The organism is Amycolatopsis sp. NPDC033938 (assembly GCF_055575975.1).
The window spans coordinates 396983-412589 of the sequence record NZ_JBVIRO010000004.1; the positions used below are offsets into that span (position 1 = coordinate 396983).

The 15607-nt window shown below is 69.3% G+C and carries 16 protein-coding genes; 7 read left to right on the plus strand and 9 right to left on the minus strand.

All coding sequences use genetic code 11. From position 1 onward, the window contains the following. Nucleotides 1–2 precede the first annotated feature (2 nt). From ACZ5ZX_RS14715 to ACZ5ZX_RS14740, 6 genes are all read left to right on the plus strand, one after another. Nucleotides 3–452 (plus strand): GNAT family N-acetyltransferase, encoded by a 450-nt coding sequence (locus ACZ5ZX_RS14715; RefSeq protein ID WP_465502494.1) that lies wholly within the window; start codon nucleotides 3–5, stop codon nucleotides 450–452. Nucleotides 453–474: 22 nt separating this feature from the next. Next, on the plus strand, nucleotides 475–1158 hold the full coding sequence (locus ACZ5ZX_RS14720; protein ID WP_465502495.1) for a metal-dependent transcriptional regulator: 684 nt from the start codon (nucleotides 475–477) through the stop codon (nucleotides 1156–1158). A gap of 194 nt (nucleotides 1159–1352) precedes the next feature. Continuing rightward, nucleotides 1353–1757, plus strand: coding sequence for a transcriptional regulator (locus ACZ5ZX_RS14725; RefSeq protein ID WP_465502496.1), 405 nt, complete (start codon nucleotides 1353–1355; stop codon nucleotides 1755–1757). A gap of 10 nt (nucleotides 1758–1767) precedes the next feature. Then, nucleotides 1768–2832 carry a zinc-dependent alcohol dehydrogenase family protein gene (locus tag ACZ5ZX_RS14730; protein WP_465502497.1) on the plus strand — a complete coding sequence of 355 codons (1065 nt, stop codon included), beginning with the start codon at nucleotides 1768–1770 and terminating at the stop codon, nucleotides 2830–2832. An 85-nt stretch (nucleotides 2833–2917) separates the two neighbouring features. After that, on the plus strand, nucleotides 2918–3055 hold the full coding sequence (locus ACZ5ZX_RS14735) for a hypothetical protein (protein WP_465502498.1): 138 nt from the start codon (nucleotides 2918–2920) through the stop codon (nucleotides 3053–3055). Then, nucleotides 3043–3681 (plus strand): alpha-ketoglutarate-dependent dioxygenase AlkB family protein, encoded by a 639-nt coding sequence (locus ACZ5ZX_RS14740; RefSeq protein ID WP_465502499.1) that lies wholly within the window; start codon nucleotides 3043–3045, stop codon nucleotides 3679–3681. Before ACZ5ZX_RS14735 ends, ACZ5ZX_RS14740 begins: the two co-directional genes overlap by 13 nt. Nucleotides 3682–3838: 157 nt before the next feature. Here the strand turns inward: ACZ5ZX_RS14740 and ACZ5ZX_RS14745 are convergent, their stop codons facing one another. The 5 genes from ACZ5ZX_RS14745 to ACZ5ZX_RS14765 are packed head-to-tail and all read right to left on the minus strand — an operon-like array spanning nucleotide 3839 to nucleotide 8154. Then, complete coding sequence (locus tag ACZ5ZX_RS14745) at nucleotides 3839–4714, minus strand: 5-oxoprolinase subunit C family protein (protein ID WP_465502500.1); 876 nt, start codon at nucleotides 4712–4714, stop codon at nucleotides 3839–3841. Continuing rightward, nucleotides 4711–5316 (minus strand): 5-oxoprolinase subunit PxpB, encoded by a 606-nt coding sequence (gene pxpB, locus ACZ5ZX_RS14750; protein ID WP_465502730.1) that lies wholly within the window; start codon nucleotides 5314–5316, stop codon nucleotides 4711–4713. Before pxpB ends, ACZ5ZX_RS14745 begins: the two co-directional genes overlap by 4 nt. Next, the gene (locus ACZ5ZX_RS14755) at nucleotides 5316–6074 is read right to left on the minus strand and encodes a LamB/YcsF family protein (protein WP_465502731.1); all 759 of its coding nucleotides are present in this window, start codon (nucleotides 6072–6074) and stop codon (nucleotides 5316–5318) included. The genes pxpB and ACZ5ZX_RS14755 overlap by 1 nt, the downstream gene beginning before the upstream one ends. Nucleotides 6075–6088: 14 nt before the next feature. Continuing rightward, nucleotides 6089–6883, minus strand: a complete 795-nt coding sequence (locus ACZ5ZX_RS14760; RefSeq protein WP_465502501.1) for a putative hydro-lyase — start codon at nucleotides 6881–6883, stop codon at nucleotides 6089–6091. 26 nt (nucleotides 6884–6909) lie between these two features. Continuing rightward, a complete protein-coding gene (locus ACZ5ZX_RS14765) occupies nucleotides 6910–8154 on the minus strand; it encodes an MFS transporter (RefSeq protein WP_465502502.1) in 1245 nt (414 codons plus the stop codon). A gap of 181 nt (nucleotides 8155–8335) precedes the next feature. Between ACZ5ZX_RS14765 and ACZ5ZX_RS14770 the strand changes: the two genes are divergently transcribed. After that, entirely contained in the window at nucleotides 8336–8980 is a 645-nt protein-coding gene (locus ACZ5ZX_RS14770) for a GntR family transcriptional regulator (protein WP_465502732.1), read from the plus strand. 311 nt (nucleotides 8981–9291) lie between these two features. Here the strand turns inward: ACZ5ZX_RS14770 and ACZ5ZX_RS14775 are convergent, their stop codons facing one another. The 4 genes from ACZ5ZX_RS14775 to ACZ5ZX_RS14790 all read right to left on the minus strand — a co-directional run bounded on the left by ACZ5ZX_RS14775 (nucleotide 9292) and on the right by ACZ5ZX_RS14790 (nucleotide 15604). Next, nucleotides 9292–10518, minus strand: a complete 1227-nt coding sequence (locus tag ACZ5ZX_RS14775; RefSeq protein WP_465502503.1) for an RICIN domain-containing protein — start codon at nucleotides 10516–10518, stop codon at nucleotides 9292–9294. A gap of 177 nt (nucleotides 10519–10695) precedes the next feature. Next, entirely contained in the window at nucleotides 10696–11931 is a 1236-nt protein-coding gene (locus ACZ5ZX_RS14780) for an ROK family transcriptional regulator (RefSeq protein ID WP_465502504.1), read from the minus strand. Between the two features lie 152 nt (nucleotides 11932–12083). Continuing rightward, nucleotides 12084–13256 carry an acyl-CoA dehydrogenase family protein gene (locus ACZ5ZX_RS14785; RefSeq protein WP_465502505.1) on the minus strand — a complete coding sequence of 391 codons (1173 nt, stop codon included), beginning with the start codon at nucleotides 13254–13256 and terminating at the stop codon, nucleotides 12084–12086. Further along, the gene (locus tag ACZ5ZX_RS14790; protein ID WP_465502506.1) at nucleotides 13253–15604 is read right to left on the minus strand and encodes a bifunctional salicylyl-CoA 5-hydroxylase/oxidoreductase; all 2352 of its coding nucleotides are present in this window, start codon (nucleotides 15602–15604) and stop codon (nucleotides 13253–13255) included. Before ACZ5ZX_RS14790 ends, ACZ5ZX_RS14785 begins: the two co-directional genes overlap by 4 nt. Between the last annotated feature and the right edge of the window lie 3 nt (nucleotides 15605–15607).

The window sequence follows — 15607 nt, forward strand, 5'->3', positions numbered from 1 at the left end:
GGATGCCGGTACGGGACGCCGTCGCGGACGACATCGAGGAGATCTGCGCGCTCATCGAGGAGCACGCGGTCTACGAGGACAAACACGATCTGAAGCTCGACCGCCAGGAGATGGCCGGGTTCCTCTTCGGGCCCGATCCGAAGGCATGGGTGCTGCTCGCCACCCCGCCGGACGAGCCGGGCAAGGTCGCGGGCTTCGCCTTCTGCAGCTGGAACTTCTCCACGTGGGAGGCCAAACCGGGGATCTGGCTGGACGACCTGTTCGTCCGTCCGGAGCACCGCCGCTTCGGCCTCGGGCGGGAACTGCTCGACGAGCTGAGCGCCCGCACGCCGGGCCGGGTCGAATGGGACATGCAGGAGGGCAACGAGAAGGGTGAGGCGTTCTACGCCCAGCTCGGCGCCGAACCCGTCCCCGGCTGGATCCGGTACCGCTGGCGGCCGCACGCGGAGTGAGCCACGCCGTAAACTCCAGGGCATGGGTGAAGGGGCAAGCCGCAGGTCGTCGTCCGTTGAGGACTACGTCCGGGTGATCTACGGGCTGGTGGAGCGCGGTGAGGCCGTCACCAACACGTCGCTGGCCGGACGGCTGGAGGTCAGCCCGTCGTCCGCTTCCGGCATGGTCACCAAGCTGTCCCAGCTGGGGCTGGTCGCGCACGTCCCGTACCGCGGGATCGAACTCACCACCGAAGGCAGGCTGCTCGCCCGCTCGGTGCTCCGCCGCCACCGGCTGATCGAGACCTACCTGGTCTCCGAGCTCGGCTACACCTGGGACGAGGTGCACGCCGAGGCCGACGCGCTCGAACACGCGGTGTCGGACAGGCTCGTCGAGCGGATCGCGGCGAAGCTCGGCAACCCGGTACGAGACCCGCACGGCGACCCCATCCCCGCCCCCGACGGCAGCGTCGAGGAGCTGCCGATGCGCATCCTCGACGACCTCCCGCCCGGCGCGGTCGGCGAGATCGTCCGCGTCTGGGACACCGATCCGGAACTCCTGCGCTACCTCACCGAGCACGCCATCGGCCTCGGCGAGCGGATCGAGGTCGTCGAGCGACAGCCCTTCGGCGGCCCGATGGTGGTCAAGGTCGGCTCGCCGCCGGACGCGGCGACGCACGCCATCGGCAAGGAGATCGCACAGGCATTGTCGGTCGAGCTGCGCTGAACCGCGCCCTGTGTCCACTGTGGACACATTTCGGCCGCGTCGCGCGGTGGGAATTTTCCCTACGTCCCTGCATAATTCGCGTCCGCGACACGTCACCCGCCTGCCGGGCGGATAGGTGATCCAAGACCCTTCCGATCATGTGTTCGCGCGCCTAGGCTGCGCTATTCCGGGTGGCTAGCGAGCGTACGAAGGCGATGACAATGACCGGTCAGCGGACACACACCATCGACCGGGGGGTGGCGGAAGGACGTGAACTCAGGCGGCTGCTGGAGAACGGGCCGTTCGCGGACGCCCTCAGGGCGGCGATCAGGGCGAGGGGTCTCGGTCTCGACCGGATCCGGTACCGGCTGCGCGGACGGGGGTGTTCGGTCAGTCTCGCGACATTGAGTCACTGGCAGTCCGGGCGCTGCCGCCCCGAACGGCCGGAATCCCTGCTGGTGCTCAAAAACCTCGAGGAGGTCCTCGGGGTGCCGTCGGACTCCCTGTCCCGGCTTCTGGGCTCACCGCGGCCCTCGCGCTCGCCGCGCGGACGGGCGGTCCGGTGTACGGTGCCCGGCGAGAGCCTGGTGCCGCAGCGAGGCCGGGAGACGCAGACGTAGAGGAGAGCCGGTGCGGGCGGTCGTCTTCGAAGAGTTCGGGGTGCTGCCCGAGGTACGCGAGGTGCCGGATCCGTCCGTGCCGCCCGGCGGGGTGGTGATCGCCGTCGACGCGACCGGGGTGTGCCGCAGCGACTGGCACTCCTGGCAGGGTCACGACGCGTCGGTGAAGCTGCCGCACGTCGCCGGGCACGAACTCGCCGGCCGGATCGCGTCGCTCGGCGAGGGCGTCCGCGGCTGGTCGGTCGGGGACCGCGTGACCGTCCCGTTCGTCTGCGCCTGCGGCACCTGTGCCCAGTGCGCGGCCGGTGACCAGCAGATCTGCGACCGCGAGTTCCAGCCGGGCGCGACCCACTGGGGTTCGTTCGCGGAGTACGTCGCCATCGAGAACGCCGAGGTCAACCTCGTGGCGCTGCCGGATTCGCTGTCCGCCGCCGAGGCGGCCGCGCTGGGCTGCCGGTTCGGGACGGCGTTCCGCGCGGTGCTGCGCCAAGGCGGGGTCCGGCCTGGCCAGTGGGTCACGGTCTACGGCTGCGGCGGGGTCGGTGTCTCGGCGATCCTGCTCGCCGTCGCGGCAGGCGCTTCGGTGGTCGCCGTCGACCCGTCTCCGCAGGCCAGGGCGCTGGCGTCGCGAATGGGCGCGGCCGTGACCGTGGACGCGTCCGCGTTCGAAGGCCACGAAGCCGTCGCCGCGCACGTCCGCGACCTGACCGGCGGCGGCGCGCACGTCTCGCTCGACTGCCTCGGCTCGCCGACCACGTGCGCGGCCTCGATCGGCAGCCTGCGGAAACGCGGACGGCATGTCCAGGCCGGGCTGATGCCGCCCGCGCAGGGCATCGCGCCGATCCCGATGCACCGGGTGATCGGCGGGGAGCTGGAAATCGTCGGCATCCACGGACTGCAGGCGCACGAGTACCCCGAGATGCTGCGGGTGGTGGAGACCGCCGGGATCGATCTCGCCGGGATGATCGGCAAGCGGGTCGGCCTCGACGACGTCCCCGCGGTGCTGGCTGCGATGAACGACCCGGTCCCCGCTCAGGCCGGGGTGACCGTGGTCGAATTCGGTGATTCGCTGTGACCGGGTGAACGCGGTGTGGTCAACCGGCCGATCGGAGTAGTCCGAAAGGTGGCTTCTCTCGGCTGAATGTGGCAGCTTCCCCGCTGTGACAGCCACGGACACTCCGTCTCGCCCGCGCTTCTTCCCGCGGGTGCTGAGATGGTTCGCCGTGGCCGGGGTCATGCTCCGGGGCCACCGGATCATCGGCGCTCGGCCTGGCAAACTCGACCTGTGGACGCGCTGATCCCTCGCCCGCGCGCCGAAGTCGCGCCCGGTGCCGTGCATATCCCCGACTGGCTCGATTTCGACGCGCAACGCCGGCTGGTCGAAGCCTGTCGTGGCTGGCGTGGCTACCGGCAGACGCGGCTGCCGAACGGCGGCGTGATGTCCGTGCGGACGGTTTGCCTCGGCTGGCATTGGCACCCGTACCGGTATTCGAAGGTGACCGACGACGGCTCCCCGGTGCTGCCGTTTCCCTCGTGGTTGGGCGATCTGGGCAGGCGGGCTGTCTCTGACGCCTACGGGGTTCCGTCGTACGAACCCGACATCGCGCTGGTGAACTTCTACGACTCCGCGGCGAAGATGGGGATGCATCAGGACAGGGACGAGGCGTCGCTGGAGCCTGTCGTGTCGCTGAGCCTCGGGGACGCTTGCGTCTTCCGGTTCGGGAACACGTCCGATCGCGGGCGGCCTTACACCGACGTCGATCTGCGGTCGGGGGATCTGTTCGTGTTCGGCGGGGAGTCGCGGCTGGCCTTCCACGGGGTGCCTCGCGTCTTGCCGGGCACCGCTGATCCGGCGTTGGGGCTGGTGGGGCGGCTGAACCTCACTTTGCGGGTCTCGGGCCTTACGAGTGGTGATTCGGGCTAGAGCGAACCTCTCTTAGGTACCTACTCGTGGCCTGCGGGACCGGCTCGTGGGGGAAGCGCGTGAAGGCCCCCTTCCCTCGGCTGAGCCGAGGGAAGGGGGCCTTCACGCGCAGCCGGTGTGACTGACTGGTGGTGCTGTTGCGGCCGTGCCTTACGGATCAATAACCCTTATTGGCACTCACGAGACGGAACCGGACCCGTTGCCCCGGCCGCACCTGCGCGGCCACATCCAGGTCCGCCTCCTCGACCACCGCGATCACCGGATAGCCCCCGGTCACCGGATGGTCGGCCAGGAACAGGATCGGCTGCCCTGAAGGAGGGACCTGCAACGCGCCGGGCACGGCGGCCTCGGGCGGCAGCTCACCATCGCGCGCCCGCGAAAGCTCGGGCCCTTCCAGGCGTACACCCACCCGATCGACATCGGCGGTGGCCACGAACGCGGAAGTGATCAAAGTGGACAGTGCGCCGGGTACGAACCAAGACATCCGAGGCCCCACGGTCACCCGCAGCACCGGCTCCTCCGCCAGCGGAGCAGCGGGTGCGAGGTCGACGCCGGGATGAGGCAGAACCCGGTGCCCCACCGGCAAGGTCATTCCGGCGGACAGCACGGGCGGGCCCAGTTTGCCGAGGGTGTCGGTCGCCCGGGAACCCAGCACCGGAGCGACGTCGACACCGCCCCGCACGGCGACATAACAGCGCAAACCCTGGGCGGCCGTGCCGAGGACGAGTTCGTCGCCAGTGCCGACCGGGATCGGCGAGTTCGGGCCGAAAGCCCGGCCGCCGACGGTGATCGAGCAGGGCGCGCCGGTGACCGCGACGGTCGCGGGCGCCGGGAAGCGCAGCACGAGGCCGCCCAGGACGCATTCCAGAGCCGCGTTGCCTTCGGGGTTCCCGACCAGCCGGTTGGCCAGCCGCAGCGAGCCCCGGTCGGCGGCGCCGGACCGGCCGACGCCGATCGCGGCCAGCCCCGGCCGTCCGAGGTCCTGAACGGTGGCGAAGATTCCCGGGCGGACGACTTCGATCTTCGCGGTCATGAAGTGAACCGGATCCGCGTGCCCGGCGACAGCAGGTTCGGCGGCTCCCGGTCGACGTCCCACACCGCCAGGGTGGTCCGCCCGATCAGCTGCCATCCACCCGGCGAGGCGTGCGGGTACACCGCCGTGTACTCGCCCGCGATCGCGACCGAACCGGCGGGCACCCTGGTGCGCGGGCTCGACCGGCGCGGCAGGTGCAACGCCGGATCGAGTCCGGTCAGGTAGGCGAAACCCGGTGCGAAGCCACAGAACGCCGAGACATAGGTGCCGTCCTCGTGCCGCCGGACGACCGCTTCGGCCGACATACCCGCCGCTGCCGCGACGTCGGCCAGATCCGGGCCGTCGTAGCGCACCGGCACGACGATCTCCGCCGTCTCGCGCGGTGATACGTCCACAGTGGACCGGTCGAGGATCGCGCCGGCGAGGCGGTCGTGGTGCGTCCGGCCAGGGTCGAACCGGACCAGGAGCGTCCGCGCGGCCGGGACCAGCTCCACGACACCGTCCAGCGGATCCTGCTCCAGTGACGCGTGCAGCCCGAGCACCTCCGACGGGTCGTCGAAGTCGACCATGGCCGCACGCGCCCCGTAGGGCTGCACTCGCATCATGCGGCTTCGAGGAACGAGCCGAGGTGGACGCCCGACGCGCTCAGTCCCGCGCGGATCCGTCGCGCCAGCTCGACGGCGCCGGGCGTGTCACCGTGCACGCACAGCGAATGCGGCCGCAGCGTCAGCTCGCTTCCGTCGTCGGCGATGACCTTGCCGGTGGTGGCCATCGCGACCGCCCGTCCGGCCACCTCGTCGGCGTCGTGCAGGACGGCACCCGGCAGTTTCCGTGACACCAGAAGGCCTTCCGGTGTGTACGCGCGGTCGGCGAAGGCCTCGGCGTACGCGGGGAACCCGGCTTTTTCGGCCTGCTTGGCCATTTCCGAGTCCGGCGGGCACAGCAGCGCGAGCGCGGGGAAGAACCGGCGGATGCCTTCGACCACCGCGGCCGCCTGCTCCGGATCCACGGAAGCGGTGTTGTACAACGCCCCGTGCGGTTTGACGTACCGCACCCGCGTCCCGGCCGCCCGCGCGAACGCATCGAGCGCGCCGATCTGGTAGAGCACGTCGTCGGCCAGGTCGGCGGGGGCGACGTCCATCGCCCGCCGTCCGAATCCGGCCAGATCGCGGTAGGCGACGTGGGCGCCGACGACGACACCGCGTTCCGCCGCGCGCTCGCAGACCCGCCGCATCACCGAAGGGTCACCGGCGTGGAAACCGCACGCGACGTTCGCACTGGTGACGATGTCGAGCATGGCGTCGTCGTCGCCCATCTTCCAGGCGCCGAAGCCTTCGCCCAGGTCACTGTTGAGGTCAATACGGCTGAGATCCATCAGGCCACCCTGAACTCACTGTCGAGTTTGTCGGTCACGAACATGTAGCCCGGCGCGTGCGTGATCGCGAACGGCGGCCGCGAGGCCATCAGCGCCGCCTGCGGGGTCACGCCGCACGCCCAGAACACCGGCACGTCACCGGGTTCCGCCTCGACCGGATCGCCGAAATCGGGTTTGCCGAGGTCGGCGATGCCGAGCGCGCCGGGGTCACCGACGTGCACGGGCGCGCCGTGCACGGACGGCATCGCACGGGTGATCCGCACGGCGTCGTCGACGCGGTCTTCGGGGATCTGCCGCATCGAGACCACCATCGGCCCGTGCAGCCGCCCGGCCGGGACGCACTCGCGGTTCGTCACGTACATCGCCACGTTGCGGCCCTGGTCGACGTGCCGCAGCGGGATCCCCTCGGCGGCCAGCGCCGATTCGAAGGTGAAACTGCAGCCGATCGAGAACGCGACCATGTCACTGCGCCACAGCCCGCTCGCGTCCGAGATCTCGCCGGACAGCGCGCCGTTCTGCCACACGCGGTAACGCGGCAGGTCGGTGCGCAGATCCGCGCCGGGCGCCAGCCGCGTCGACGGGTCGCCCGGATCGCTGACGTCGAGCACCGGGCAGGGCTGTGGATTGCGCTGGCAGAACAGCAGGACGTCGTAGGCCCAGTCCTCGGGCACGGCGATCAGGTTGGTCTGGGTGAACCCGTTCGCCCAGCCGGTGGTCGGGCGGGCGGTACCCGCGCGGAACAGGGCGCGGGCCTCGCCGGGGGTCATCGTCGCCGGTTCGTCGAAGGTGGTCATCGCGGTGCCTCCTCTTCCGATTGTCGTCACAGAAGTTCGCGCCCGCGAGTCTCGGGCAGACCGAGCAGGGCCAGTACGGCGATGCCGTAGCCGACCGCGCCGAACACCATCGCGCCGCCCGCGCCGAGGAAACCGACCACGGCGGGGAAGGTCGCCCCGATGGCCCGGCCGAGGTTGTAGGTGAAACCCTGCCCGGTCCCGCGCAGCGCCGACGGGTACAGCTCGGCGAGGAACGCGCCGAACCCGCTGAAGATCGCGGACATCGAGAACCCGAGCGGGAAGCCGAGGAACAGTACGAGCGTGTTCGCGCCCGCCGGGATCTGCGTGTAGGCGATGATGAGACCCGCCGACAGCACGGAGAACAGCAGGAAGGTTTTCTTGCGGCCCAAGAGATCCGTGAGATAACCGCCGGTGACGTAGCCGATGAACGCGCCGGAGATCAGGAACGCCAGGTAGCCGCCGGTCCCGATGACGGTGAGGCCGCGGGTGGTCTTGAGGTAGCTGGGCAGCCAGGTCGCGAGCGTGTAGTAACCGCCCTGGACACCGGTGGCGAGCAGTGCGGCGAAGAACGTCGTGCGCAGCAGATCCGGTTTGAAGATGCCCGCGAGCGAACCGCGTTCCTTCTTCGTGACACGGGCCGCTTCCGCGACGGGGGCGTCCTGGACGTTGCGGCGGACCCACAGCACCAGCAGCGCGGGGATGACGCCGGTCCAGAACATGACGCGCCACGCGATGTCCGGGCTCCAGATGCTGAAGACGACGGTGTAGACGACGACCGAAAGGGCCCAGCCGACAGCCCACGCGCTCTGCACGAAGGCGACCGTGCGGCCGCGGTACTTCGCCTGCGAGTACTCCGCCACCAGCGCGGCACCGGCGGCCCACTCACCGCCGAAACCGAGCCCCTGCAGGGCGCGGAAGATCAGGAGCGTCTCGAAGTTCGGCGCGAACCCGCAGAGCACGGTGAAGATCGTGTACATCGCGATGGTGATCTGGAGGGTGCGGACGCGACCGATGCGGTCGGCCAGTACGCCGGCGCCGATGCCGCCGATCGCCGAGACCACCAGCGTCGTCGTGCCGAGCAGACCGGCTTCGCCACCGGAGAGGCCGTAGTAGGCGGTGATGGCGGCCAGGCCCAGCGGCAGCGTCTGGTAGTCGAACGAGTCGAGCCCGTACCCGCCGAACGCGCCGACGAAGGCCCGGCGGCCTCGCGAACCGAGCGTGCGGAACCAGGCGAAGGGGCGTGTGTCTTCGGTGGTGGCTGTCGCGTCCATCGGCACCTCCAGTGGGTGAGCTCATCGTGGCACGGGTCACATGGATAGCCACTGTAGGTATTGTTCAACAATTCCACAAGAGTATCCTTGGCTGGCTCTCTTGTGCGCAGGTAGGATCGGTCACGTGACGATCGCGGAGGGTGGTCCTGCATCGGTGCGAGGACTCGAAGCGGATCGCGGCATGATCAGCCGCACCAGCACCGCCGAGCGGGTCGCGGGCGTCCTGCGCACACGGATCGCGGAAGGGTTCTTCCTGCCGGGGGTGCGGCTTTCGGAGCACGACATCGGCTCGGCGCTCGGCGTCTCGCGGAACACGCTGCGCGAGGCGTTCCGGCTGCTCACGCACGAGCGGCTGTTGACCCATGAACTCAACCGAGGCGTTTTCGTGCGGGTGCTCTCGGTCGAAGACGTCGTCGATCTCTACAAGGTGCGCAAGGTCGTCGAGTGCTCGGCGGTCCGCGCGGTGACCGAGAAGCCGCCGACGTTCGCGAAGCTCGCGCGCATGGTCGAGGACGGCAGGCTCGCCGAGCGGAGCGAGCGGTGGCAGGACCTCGGCACCGCGAACATCCGGTTCCATTCGGCGATCGCGGAACTCGGTGGCAGCGAACGGATCGACGAGCTGATGCGCGGCATCTTCGCCGAGCTGCGGCTGGTGTTCCACATGATGGCCGACCCGCGGCGCTTCCACGAGCCGTACCTCAAACGCAACGCGGAGATCCTCGAACGGATCGAGGCAGGCGACGGCGCCGGTGCCGAAGCGCTTCTCGCGCAGTACCTCACCGACGCCGAAAACCAGCTCGTCGAGGCCTACGCGGAACGCGCCTGAACGCGTTTATTGAGAGGTAGCGCGAACATGGGCGGGTTGGTGCCCGCCGGGGCGGGATGAGGTCTTCGTGGCCTGGGGTGTCGTGAAGGCTCCCTTTGGGACGTTGAACGTCTCGAAAGTTCCCTTCAGAACGGGGATCCGGCCGCGTCGCGGAACCGGTGTCCCCAATGTGGCTTTGGGGACACTCAAGGTCTCCAAAGCCACATTGGGGACACCGAACGCGCCCACTAATTGAGACGTAGGGCGAAGTGGCACGCACGCTGTCGCGACATGGCGCATTTAGCGGGCTAAACGCGGGGCATGGGGCTGGGTCAGGGCGTGGTCCACTTCTGGTTGGCGGTACCGGCACAGGTCCAGAGCTGAAGCCGGGTCCCGTTCGCGGAGCTGTTCCCGGTGGCGTCGAGGCACTTGTTCGCCTGCGGGTTGACGATGTCCCTCGCTCCGCTGATCGTCCACTTCTGCGCGCCGGAACCGTTGCAGTCCCAGAGTTGTACCGGCGCGCCGTCGGCGGTCGAGCCGCCGGAGACGTCCATGCACTTGCCCAGTGCGCGGATCGTGCCGTCGCCGCCGACGGTCCAGTTCTGGGCGGCGTTGCCGTTGCAGTCGGTGAGCTGGATCGGCGTTCCGTTGGCGGTGTTCGCCCCGGCGACGTCGACGCATTTGCCGCCGATACCGGTGATCCGCCCGGTGTTCCCGGCGGTGTCGCTGGAGTTGACGCGCACGTAGTCGACGACGAGGCGCTGCGGGAAGACGGTGCTGGAGTTCGGGTCACCCGGCCAGTAGCCGCCGACGGCGAGGTTCAAGATCAGGTAGAAGGGGTGGTCGAAGACCCAGCGGTTACCGTTGAGATCGGCAGGAGTCCTTGTCTGGTAGAGGTTTCCGTCCACGTACCACTTGATCTGGTTCGGCGCCCAGTCCACGGCGTAGGTGTGGAAGTCGTCGGAGAAGTTCGGGCCGTTGTAGGCGGCGCCGATACCGCCCGCGCCGGAGTAGCCGGGGCCGTGGATGGTGCCGTGCACCGTGTTCGGCTCGAAGCCGACGTTCTCCATGATGTCGATCTCGCCGCTGTTGGGCCAGCCCACGTTGCCGATGTCGGCGCCGAGCATCCAGAACGCGGGCCACATTCCCTGCCCGCGCGGCAGTTTCATCCGCGCTTCGAACCGGCCGTACGTCTGCGTGAACTGACCCTGCGTGGACAGTCGGGCCGAGGTGTACTCACAGCGGCCGTACCAGCAGTTGTAGTTGCCGGGGTTCTCCTTCTTCGCGGTGATGACCAGGTTGCCCTGGCCGTCGAGCGCCGCGTTGTCCGTCCCGGACGTGTACCACTGGCGCTCGTGGTTGTTCACGTTGTCGCCGGTCTCGAAGTGCCACTTCGAGGTGTCGATCCCGGCGCCCGCGGGACCGGTGAAGTCGTCGGTGAAGGTGGCGGCCAAGACCGCGGCCTCGGAAACCGGAGCCTGGGTCGTGGCCGGAAGTGAACCGAGGAGGACGCCGACAGCGAGGAGCGCCGTCCAGCGGATTCGCGATGAGATGGACATCGTTGTCGCCTCTCTGACCGTTGGGGACCCCGCGCGGCAGCGGACGCGGGAGAACGGAAAGCGCGTGGCAGAACTACTTTGTTGTGCCTGGCAACAAAGTATGCATGGTCTCTACCACTGCGGCAAGGCATCGGCGTCAGTAATTTTCCACCTCGAATTAAGGCGGCGCGGAAGGGGTCAGGCGGCCGTCCCGCGCTTCGATCCGGCGGTCCGCGGGTCCGCGCCCTGCTCCAGGAGAGCGGCGACCGGGAGCGTGGCGGCTCCTATGGCGACGGCGTCCGGTCCGAGCCTGCCGAGTTCGATCTCGGTCTGGTCGAACACGTGCTTCAGCGCGTGCTCGCCCGCCACGCGCCGGATCTCGGACAGGTGCCCCTCGCCGAGCGCGAGCCCGGCCCAGCCGCCCAGCACGATCCGCTCCGGGTTGAACAGGTTGATCAGGTTGCCGATCCCGGCGCCGAGGTACCCCGCCGTCTCCTCCAGCACCTTGGCCGCCGTCTTGGACTTACCGGCCGACTCCAGCAGGGCGGCGAACTGCGACTGCTCGTCCTCGCCCGCGGCGGTTTTTCCGCCACGTGCCTTGCGATAGCGCGCGAGGACACCCTCCGCGCCGACGTAGGACTCCAGGCAGCCCCGCGATCCGCAGCGGCATTCCTGTCCGCCGTAGACGATCGTCGTATGACCCCATTCGCCCGCGCTGCTGGTGGAACCGCGATAGGTGGTGCCGTCGGTGATCACGGCCGCGCCGACCCCGGATCCGATCAGGACGATCACCGCGTGCCGGGCGCCACGTCCGGCGCCGAACCACATTTCCCCCTGCCCCTGGGTTTTCGCGCCGTTGTCGACGAACAGCGGCAGCTCGACCCCCTCCGCGCGCAGCAGATCCGTCAGCGGGACCGCTTCCCAGCCGATGGTGGGCGCGTGGACGCGGAGTGCTTCCCCTTGCTCGACGGTGCCGGGAACGCCGACGCCGACGCCGAGCACGGTCGCCTCGTCGACACCCGATTCCGTGATCACTTCCCGGAGCCCGGACGCCACCAGGGCGACGGCCGCCGCCGCGTCGGGCCGCGGCGAGGCGAAGGGATGTTCGACGGTGGCGATCCGGTTCATGGTGAGGTCGAACAGTTCGACCTTCACCCCGGTCTCGCCGATGTCCACGCCGGCGACATTGCCGTACGCGGGGTCGACGCGGAGCAGGACGCGCGGCCTGCCGCCGTCGGACTCGACCAAGCCTGCTTCGACGATGAGGCGTTCTTCGCCGAGCTCGGCGGTCACGTTGCTGACGGTCGCGGCGCTCAAACCGGTCAGACCGCTCAATTCGTGGCGGCTGAGCGGGCCGTCGAAGTAGAGTTTCGACAGCAGGAGGGAACGGTTGTGCCGCCGCAGGTCACGGACGGTGGTGCGCTTGGCAGGCATGCGGTACCCATCTTGTGGCGGCGAAGCTTCCAGGATGCCCCACGACCTTAGCCTCTGCCATGTATTAACTGGTGAAATAAGGCGGCGGACCCACCCGATCGAAGCCGCCTGGCGCGATCACGGTCTGGTCGAGCGGACGCTGGTTCTGCTCGTCACGCAGTGGTACCTCGACCGCCGTCCGGCGAAGAAGAAGCCAGCGATCGCGCGATGATCGTCCGCTGCACCTCGGAAGCGCCTTCGTAGATACGCGGCGCGCGGACCTCGCGGTAGAGGTGTTCGAGCAGATGCCCTCGCCGCAGCGCCCGCGCGCCGTGGATCTGCACGGCGGAGTCGACGACGTACTGGGCTGTTTCGGTGGCGAACAGCTTCGCCATCGCGGCCCGCCCGGCGAGGTTCCGCTCGCCCGCGTCGTAGGCGGCGGCCGCCGCGTAGACGAGCAGCCGGGAAGCCTCGGTCCTGGTCGCCATTTCGGCGAGGGTGTGCGCCACGGTCTGCTGCTTGAGCAGCGGTCCGCCGAACGCGATCCGGGTCTGGGCGTGGGAGACGGCGGCGTCGAGCGCGGCCTGGGCCATGCCGACGGCGAACGCGCCGACACTCGGCCGGAACAGGTCCAGCGTCCGCATCGCGACGCCGAAGCCGCGGTCCTGTTCGCCGAGCAGTTCGTCCCGCTCGACCCGGACGCCGTCGAAGACGAGGGTGCCGATCGGGTGCGGGCTGACGAGATCGAGATGCTCGCCGGAGAGCCCGGCGCGATCGGCGGGGACGACGAACGCCGAGACGCCGCGTGAGCCCGCTTCCGGCGTGGTGCGGGCGAAAACGCTGTAGAAATCGGCCTCGGGGGCGTTGGAGATCCACATCTTCTCGCCGGTCAGGCGCCAGCCGTCGCCGTCGGGCTCGGCGGAAAGTTCCAGGGCCGCCGCGTCCGAGCCCGCGTTCGGTTCGGTCAGCGCGAAGGCGGCGACGGCGTCACCCGCGGCCACCGCCGGAACCCACTTCGAGACTTGCGCGTCCTGCCCGGACTGCAGTACCGGATACGTGCCCAAACCCTGCAGGGCCAACGCGGTCTCGGCCTCGGTGCTCTGGCTCGCGAGGGATTCCCGCAGGATGCAGAGATCAGTCGCGGCCGCCTCCCGGCTCGGGCTGCCGCCGTCGACACCGGGGAACAGCCGGGAAAGCAGGCCGAGAGCACCCATTTCCTTGAGCAGCGGCCGGTTCACCGCGCCTTCGGTACCGGATTCGGCCAGCGGACGGAGTTTCTCGGCGCCCAGCCGCCGCACCTCGTCGGCGAAAGCCTGCTGTCGAGGATTCAACGCGAAGGCGGTCATCGATCGCTCCCAGGTCGCCAGCGGGCGTGTGCCGTGCCGGGTTCTCCCGAGCGCAACAGTTCCAGCCGTGGTTTCGGTCCGTCGGTCCGGCCGCCCTGCGGCTTCCTGCTGCCCGCCGCGTACTGCTTCGGCCACGGCATCGGATAGCCCTGTTCGGCGGCGGCATGGAGTGTCCACTGTGGATCGTAAAGATGGGTCCGGCCGAGTGCGCACAGATCCGCGCGGCCCGCGAGGATGAGCGAGTTGACGTCGTCGTAGGAGGAGATCGCGCCGACGGCGATCACCGCGATCCCGTATTCGCGCCCGATCTCGTTGCGGATCCGGTCGGCGTAGGGCGTTTGGTAACTGCGGCCGTACTGAGGTTTCTCCTCGCTGACGACCTGGCCGGTCGAGACGTCGATCCCGGCGGCGCCGTGCTCGGCGAACGCTCGGGCGATCTCGACGGCGTCGTCGATGTCGATCCCGCCTTCGTGCCAGTCTGTCGCGGAGATGCGGACCGTCATCGGCCGCTCGGCGGGCCATGCCGCGCGGACCGCGTCGAAGACTTCGAGCGGGAAGCGCAACCGGTTCTCCAGCGAGCCGCCGTATTCGTCGCCGCGCCGGTTGGTGAGCGGGGACAGGAAGGACGAAAGCAGGTATCCGTGCGCGCAGTGGAGTTCGAGCAGGTCGAATCCGGCGCGCGCGGCGGCACGGGCGGAGTCCGCGAACTGATCGCGGATCTCCGCCAGCTCGGGTTTCGTGAGTTCGCGCGGGGTCTGATTCGCTTCGCTGTACGGGATCGCGGACGGGGCGCAGATCTCCCAGTTCCCCTCCGGCAGCGGCTGGTCGATCCCGTCCCACATCAGTTTCGTGGAGCCCTTGCGGCCGGAGTGGCCCAGCTGGACCCCGATCCGCGCGGGTGTGTTCCCGTGCACGAAGCCGGTGATCGTGGCCCACGCCCGCTCTTGTTCCTCGGTGTACAGACCGCCGCAGCCGGGGGTGATGCGGCCGGTCTCGGAGACGCAGACCATCTCGGTCATCACCAGCCCGGCGCCGCCGAGCGCCTTGCTTCCCAGATGTACCAAGTGGAAATCGGTCGGTACGCCGTCTTCGGAGGAGTACATGTCCATCGGCGAAACGACGACGCGGTTCGGCAGGTCCAAATTCCCGATCCGGAACGGCTGGAACATCGGCGGCCGGACTTCCGTGTCCAAAGTGGACGCGAACCAGGTGTCCAGCTCCGCGGCGAACTCGGGATCGCGCAGCCTGAGGTTGTCGTAGGTGACGCGGCGGCTGCGGGTCAGGATGTTGAACGCGAACTGCGCCGGATCCTGATGCGTGTACTGGCCGAGGTTTTCGAACCACTCCAGGCTCGCCTGCGCGGCGCGCTGGGTCGACGTGACGACGGGGCGGCGTTCGGTCTCGTACGCGCTCAGGGCGCTGCCGGTGTCGGGCTGTTCGTGCAGGCAGGCGGCGAGCGCGAGCGCGTCCTCCATGGCGAGCTTCGTACCGGAACCGATGGAGAAGTGCGCGGTGTGCGCGGCGTCGCCGAGCAGGACGACGTTCTCGTGCCGCCAGCTCGCGCAGCGCACGGTGGCGAACGCGGTCCACTTCGAGTTGTTGGCGAACACCTGGTGCCCGTCGAGGACGTCCGCGCACAGTTCCCGGATGAGGGCGATCGACTTCTCGTCGCTTTCACCCGGGGCGAGCGAGGTCGCGGCGATGCCGCCGAACGCGCGCTGCCAGACGTCCTCGTGCAGTTCGAGGATGAACGTGCTCGCGGTGTCGCTGTAGGGATAACCGTGGATCTGCATGATCCCGTGCGGGGTTTCCAGCACGTGGAACTTGAAGGCGTCGAAGACCAGATCCGTGCCGAGCCAGATGTACTTGCAGCGGCGGGTCTGGATGTCCGGCCGGAAGCTCTCGGCGAAAGCGGTGCGGGTCGGCGAGTTGACGCCGTCCGCCGCGACGACGAGGTCGTACTCCGCGCTCGCCTCGGCAGCGCTCGGCGCCGCGGTGCGGAACCGCACGTCCACGCCGAGTCCGGCGCAGCGCTCCTGGAGGATGCCGAGCAGCCGTTTGCGGCTCATCGCGGCGAACCCGTGCCCGCCGGAGGTGTGCACCGTGCCGCGGAAGTGGACGTCGATGTCGTCCCAGCGCGCGAACTCGCGCCGCATGGCGGCGTGGATGGCCGGATCGGCGTGCTCGATGCCGCCGAGGGTCTCGTCGGAGAACACCACCCCGAACCCGAAGGTGTCGTCGGGCGCGTTGCGCTCCCAGACGGTGATCTCGTGATCGGGATGGAGCTGTTTCGCCAGCGTGGCGAAGTAGAGCCCCGCCGGGCCGCCGCCTAACACCGCGATACGCACGTC